The 4412-nt window shown below is 59.6% G+C and carries 7 protein-coding genes; all 7 read right to left on the reverse strand.

Features of this window, described 5'->3' with window-relative positions; translation table 11 throughout:
* Positions 1 to 199: 199 nt before the first annotated feature.
* A complete protein-coding gene (locus HIJ39_RS21615) occupies positions 200 to 706 on the reverse strand; it encodes a hypothetical protein (RefSeq protein WP_169103112.1) in 507 nt (168 codons plus the stop codon).
* Positions 707 to 893: 187 nt separating this feature from the next.
* Positions 894 to 1277 (reverse strand): hypothetical protein, encoded by a 384-nt coding sequence (locus HIJ39_RS21620; protein WP_169103113.1) that lies wholly within the window; start codon positions 1275 to 1277, stop codon positions 894 to 896.
* Between the two features lie 40 nt (positions 1278 to 1317).
* On the reverse strand, positions 1318 to 2139 hold the full coding sequence (locus tag HIJ39_RS21625; RefSeq protein WP_169103114.1) for a hypothetical protein: 822 nt from the start codon (positions 2137 to 2139) through the stop codon (positions 1318 to 1320).
* A 182-nt stretch (positions 2140 to 2321) separates the two neighbouring features.
* The gene (locus HIJ39_RS21630; RefSeq protein ID WP_169103115.1) at positions 2322 to 2675 is read right to left on the reverse strand and encodes a hypothetical protein; all 354 of its coding nucleotides are present in this window, start codon (positions 2673 to 2675) and stop codon (positions 2322 to 2324) included.
* A 54-nt stretch (positions 2676 to 2729) separates the two neighbouring features.
* On the reverse strand, positions 2730 to 3212 hold the full coding sequence (locus HIJ39_RS21635; RefSeq protein ID WP_169103116.1) for a hypothetical protein: 483 nt from the start codon (positions 3210 to 3212) through the stop codon (positions 2730 to 2732).
* Between the two features lie 124 nt (positions 3213 to 3336).
* Positions 3337 to 3783: a hypothetical protein gene (locus HIJ39_RS21640; protein WP_169103117.1), complete on the reverse strand. Its 447-nt coding sequence runs from the start codon at positions 3781 to 3783 to the stop codon at positions 3337 to 3339.
* Entirely contained in the window at positions 3774 to 4109 is a 336-nt protein-coding gene (locus HIJ39_RS21645) for a hypothetical protein (protein ID WP_169103118.1), read from the reverse strand. The genes HIJ39_RS21640 and HIJ39_RS21645 overlap by 10 nt, the downstream gene beginning before the upstream one ends.
* Positions 4110 to 4412 lie beyond the last annotated feature (303 nt).

Here is a 4412-nt window from a genome sequence, read left to right on the forward strand (position 1 = left end):
CTATCGTAGTCATTTCGCTCTCCGTTATCGGTTTGCGTGAACGCCTGGCTCAAATCGCCGAGCCAGAGCAAGCGAAAATTATTCCGCTCACCGCAAGCGGGGCACATGATGTTTTGGGGATGGGTAGAATTTCCAATGATAGTGATCAGTCGATGTGTCATAAAACCTCCTTTGTTATAGGTACAATGCCGGGGCCTCGTCAGGCGCCATTCTCGCCGCGGGTCTCGGGCCGTTTGAGTTCTTCGGAATCGAAGGTCGCCTGACAGTGGTGGCACTGGACTTGGACCGTGACCGGGATGTCATCCGGTGTGAGGTGGGCTCCAAAGACGGTAAAGTCCGGACCGGCCGTAAACGTACACGCCACGACGGAAAACCCGGGGTTGTTGGTTTGGCATTTTGGGCAATCCGAACGGTAGGGTGGAGCGTCCACGTCGCACGGACGCCACTCGGCCAACCAGTCCGGATCCTCGATGAGGCGGCGCAAAATGGCGGGATGATCAGCCTCACGTAGGGGATTTAGCCCGTCCACGTCGAAATCGCGGATATCGAACTGGTTGCCCTGATCTTCCGTGCTGTGTGGATCAAGCGTGTACCAGTAGCTATTGATGATATCGGTGGCAATATCGTGCCGATACGTGTGATAGACGATGACGCCGTGGTGCACCAGCGCAACCGGGGGTGGAGTCCAAAATTCTTCGTAAGGCATGTCAACCTCCTTCATCGAATAGAAAGCAGGGATGGGCGATGAACCGGTTCTCGCTAATCTTCTGACGATGACGCAGCCTCGCGCTGGTCCCAGACCAGCCAGAGTAGGCGGAAGCCTTGATGTTCGCCGCACGAGGGACAGACGATATTGTGGGGATCGTTCGCGTCTCCCACGACGTGAATGAGGCTTAGCCTGGGGAACTCGTATACGTGCATCGTGCGACCACATCCGGTTCCAAGTGGTAGTCATGCACGGCGACCTGGCCGGCGCCATCAAAGCGCCAATCTTCGGGGAACAGCCCTTCTTGTAATTCCGTGTACGGCCACTCGAGGCGCAAGACCCCCTGGGCATCCGGTGCGGCGTCAAGGAGGTCTGTCAGAAAATCGCCGATCACGGCATCGTAGCGCAGGAAAATGACGATTGTCGAGTCTTTCACCGTCACGTGGCACTCGCGTTCCGGGTCGTGGGGCTCCACAGGAAAGCGACGTGCCAGCAGGGTCGCCAGATCGGCGGCTTTGGTTGTCGTGAGTTGGCCAGATAATATCCAGGCATACTCGAAGTCAAAGTCCATGGGATAAGACCACCTTTCTCGGGGGGCGCCCAGAATGTTCTTAGGATGACACTGTTTCGCGCTGGTCCCAGACCTCGACGCGTGGCAGCGCGCGCACTGTTGCTAACAGAGGGTGGTTGGGGTTGACCGCGAACTCGGCTTCCAACTGCTCACGCAGAGCCCGGCCTGCCTCCTCCACGGCTTCCCAATTCGGTTCCGGACCGGCCAAATCATAGGACCCCACCAACGCGCCAGTGTATCGCGCCTTATCCCGCCAGAATTTATGCGCTCCGCTCGGGCGGATGATTTGAACGGTATAGGTAATGGGCGTCTCGATACACCCGACCAGGACATGCAGCCGGTTGCGATCCGGGTCGATAAGATAGCCCCATTCCATGAACAGCCAATCAACCGTGTCGGGTGTGATGGCGGAATCCTCCGGATTGTCCGCGTCGTGCTCGTGGTACTGCGCCTCGGGATCGGGATAACCCGTCCGGCGGCGATTTTCGATGAGGGGCCACTGTTCGGCAGCCAGTTCGAGCGCCCAGCCCGGCGAAACAGAATAGAGCAACTGTAATTGGGCCGCATACGCGTCCGGAGTTGTAGCCGTGGTCTCGCGGACAAACAGCGTACCCGAAATCGAATGCGGTTGTCCCGTGATTTTCCCGCAATACTCGCACCGTCCGCCACTGGCGACTTGTCGCCAGTCGGTATAGCCCAACAACAGCGTGGCAAAACCGTGGACATGCCGATCCGCATGCAAAAACCGTTGCACGGTCGCCCATACCTCAGCCCCGAGATCCGTGGGATACGAATCGCAGTGATTGTAGCGGCCATTAAAGTGTTCGGCGGTGCCGATCCCGACAAACCCGAGCGTGGACATGAGAAAACCTCCTTCGATGACGAAGATGCCGAAAAATAAGCGGCGCGGGACGCGCGGCCATCCGGCGCCGTTCCCCAAGTAAAACGCCGCCCAGTGGCGGCATCGGTGACGGGACGGCCCTATCCTTTGGGGGTACTCCCGCCGTCCCGTGACGTGAACAGGGTGCATCCAACACCCGAAGATTATCCCAGACCGATGCGGGTGATGGCCCCGGCCACATCCCAATGCGCGACCGAGACGAAGCGTTCGTAGAATGCAGCCGCCGTCATCGCCAACGTCGGCGAATCCGCCGTGGCCTCGAAGTCGACGAGCTCATGCCAGACGTGATCGTCAGCCGTCAACGGGTAGCCTTTTTCGACCCAGACGGCTTGCAACTCTGGCAGACCGACGTCGCCGGGAATAAACCATTGGCCGTCATCGCAGGCGTGGCGAATGTCGGCGATTTGCTCATCGCTGAGCGCGCCGGCCAACACGACCTCCCCACCCTGCTTGTTGTTCGCGCCGTCGCGATAGAGATAGGCAATGCGGGTGTTCATGATAAACTGGCCCTCCTTGGAAGCACGGATTTGGATCGGGAGCGGTCGGGGTGCTTAGAGCCGAATGGCATCCATTGAAAAGGTGCGTCCGCAGGCATCACAGCGCACTTCCTCATCCTCTGTCTGCATCGTTTGGGCATCGGCAAAGGCAAACCCGTCGTGTGCGATGGAAATACCCATTGCCTGAAAGGTTCCGCCGACGACAGAGAGCTGGTCATCGACGCCGCAAAACGGGCAGCTGGTGGTAAACGTGGTGTAATCGCCCGGCTCCACGACCACATCTAGTCCCCGCAGATAGTTCTCAGGGGAGCCAAATTTGGCCGCATCAGGGTCCGACCACCACCCATCGACCCAGTCGCGCAGGACCGCCGCCAAGGAGGGGCCATGCTCCGGCAAAAGAGCCAGCACCGTCTCGCCGGTCTGGTGGTGATCCCGCACAAACACCTGCACCTGGGCGCCATGCGCGTCGCGCAGCGCGCTCATCAAGCGATCAGCGAGATTGTCGTCGTTGCACACGACGATCGTGGGTTCGTTCATTAAAATCCCTCCTTGTTTGCCGCGTCATCCGAGTAGAATTGGATAATGTTGCCCCCATTTACGCCGCCTAGAGAAGCGGCGTATGACTCGTTTTAGCTAGCGGATGGATGTGAATGCTTTACCACTAAAGTGCCGTGCCGTCCCAGCGGTGGAAATGCTGCGGCTCCTCATCGGAATCGTTGTAGGTGCGGAGTGCAAACGTCCGCTCCTCGACATGCCATTCCACGACCGCCGCCAACTGATCCTCGATGAAGACCGCAAAACCCGGATAGTCATCGAAATCGCTGGCGTTGGCGGCCACGGTGAGCGTGCCGCCCGGGGTTCGGAGTTCCGTGAGGTCCACGTCCCGCCGAATACTCAACAACGGCCGCGAGTCGTTGCCGCCGGTCCGACACACGTCGGTCACTACGACGCTCACGGTTCGGCCGGTCGGGGCACCCATGTCATCCACTTCCTCATAGCGAATCCGATCGCCCACCGCGAATTGGATCCCGTGCTGTTCAATGATGGTGGCCGTCCGGCGGCCTTGGTCAATCGGCTCAAATTGGTCGGTGGCGCACGCTATGACCATGTCGAACCTCCTTTGTTGTCGAGAATCAACCCGGCGTTGCCGCGAAGGTGAAGAAGCAGGCGTTTGTCGGTAGTTACCCCGACCGGGTCGAACCGGATGCCCAATAAGGTTGCCTCGCCCGTCGCTTGCACGGAGAGCCAATCCAAGAAGCCGTCGACCCCGCGGCGTCGCACCATCTCATAGACGTCGTGCAAGGACACCGCAAGCACGACGTCGAGGCGCTTGTAGCGGTCTACGCTGGCCCGGAGCTCATCCGGGGTCAAAGGGGAATCGAGGACGTCGCGGTGAGCAAATTCGGGAAGCAACACGCAATCGCTGCGGTCCATGAGATGATCCACCTCCTCTTAATGCATCGGACGTGCCGTCCGCTGGAGGCGGACGGTTCCGCACGGAGACCATGGCGCAGGAGCGGGCGGGCCGTGGCCTTGGGAGCGGAATTAGGGGAGGCTGTGGCCGCGAGAGAGCGGCGGAAGCTGGTGGGGGGCAGTGCGGAAGGAGATAAGAAAATCGTCTCAGAGCCGTGATTTTCTTACACACCCCACCCCGCTCGCGCAGACGCTCGGCATGTGCTATGATGCCCCTAATTAAAGGGGGTGCCCTCGGTGTCTCGCTCCGACGATGCCGTAATT

This window comes from Sulfobacillus harzensis (assembly GCF_012933365.1).
GTDB lineage: Bacteria > Bacillota > Sulfobacillia > Sulfobacillales > Sulfobacillaceae > Sulfobacillus_B > Sulfobacillus_B harzensis.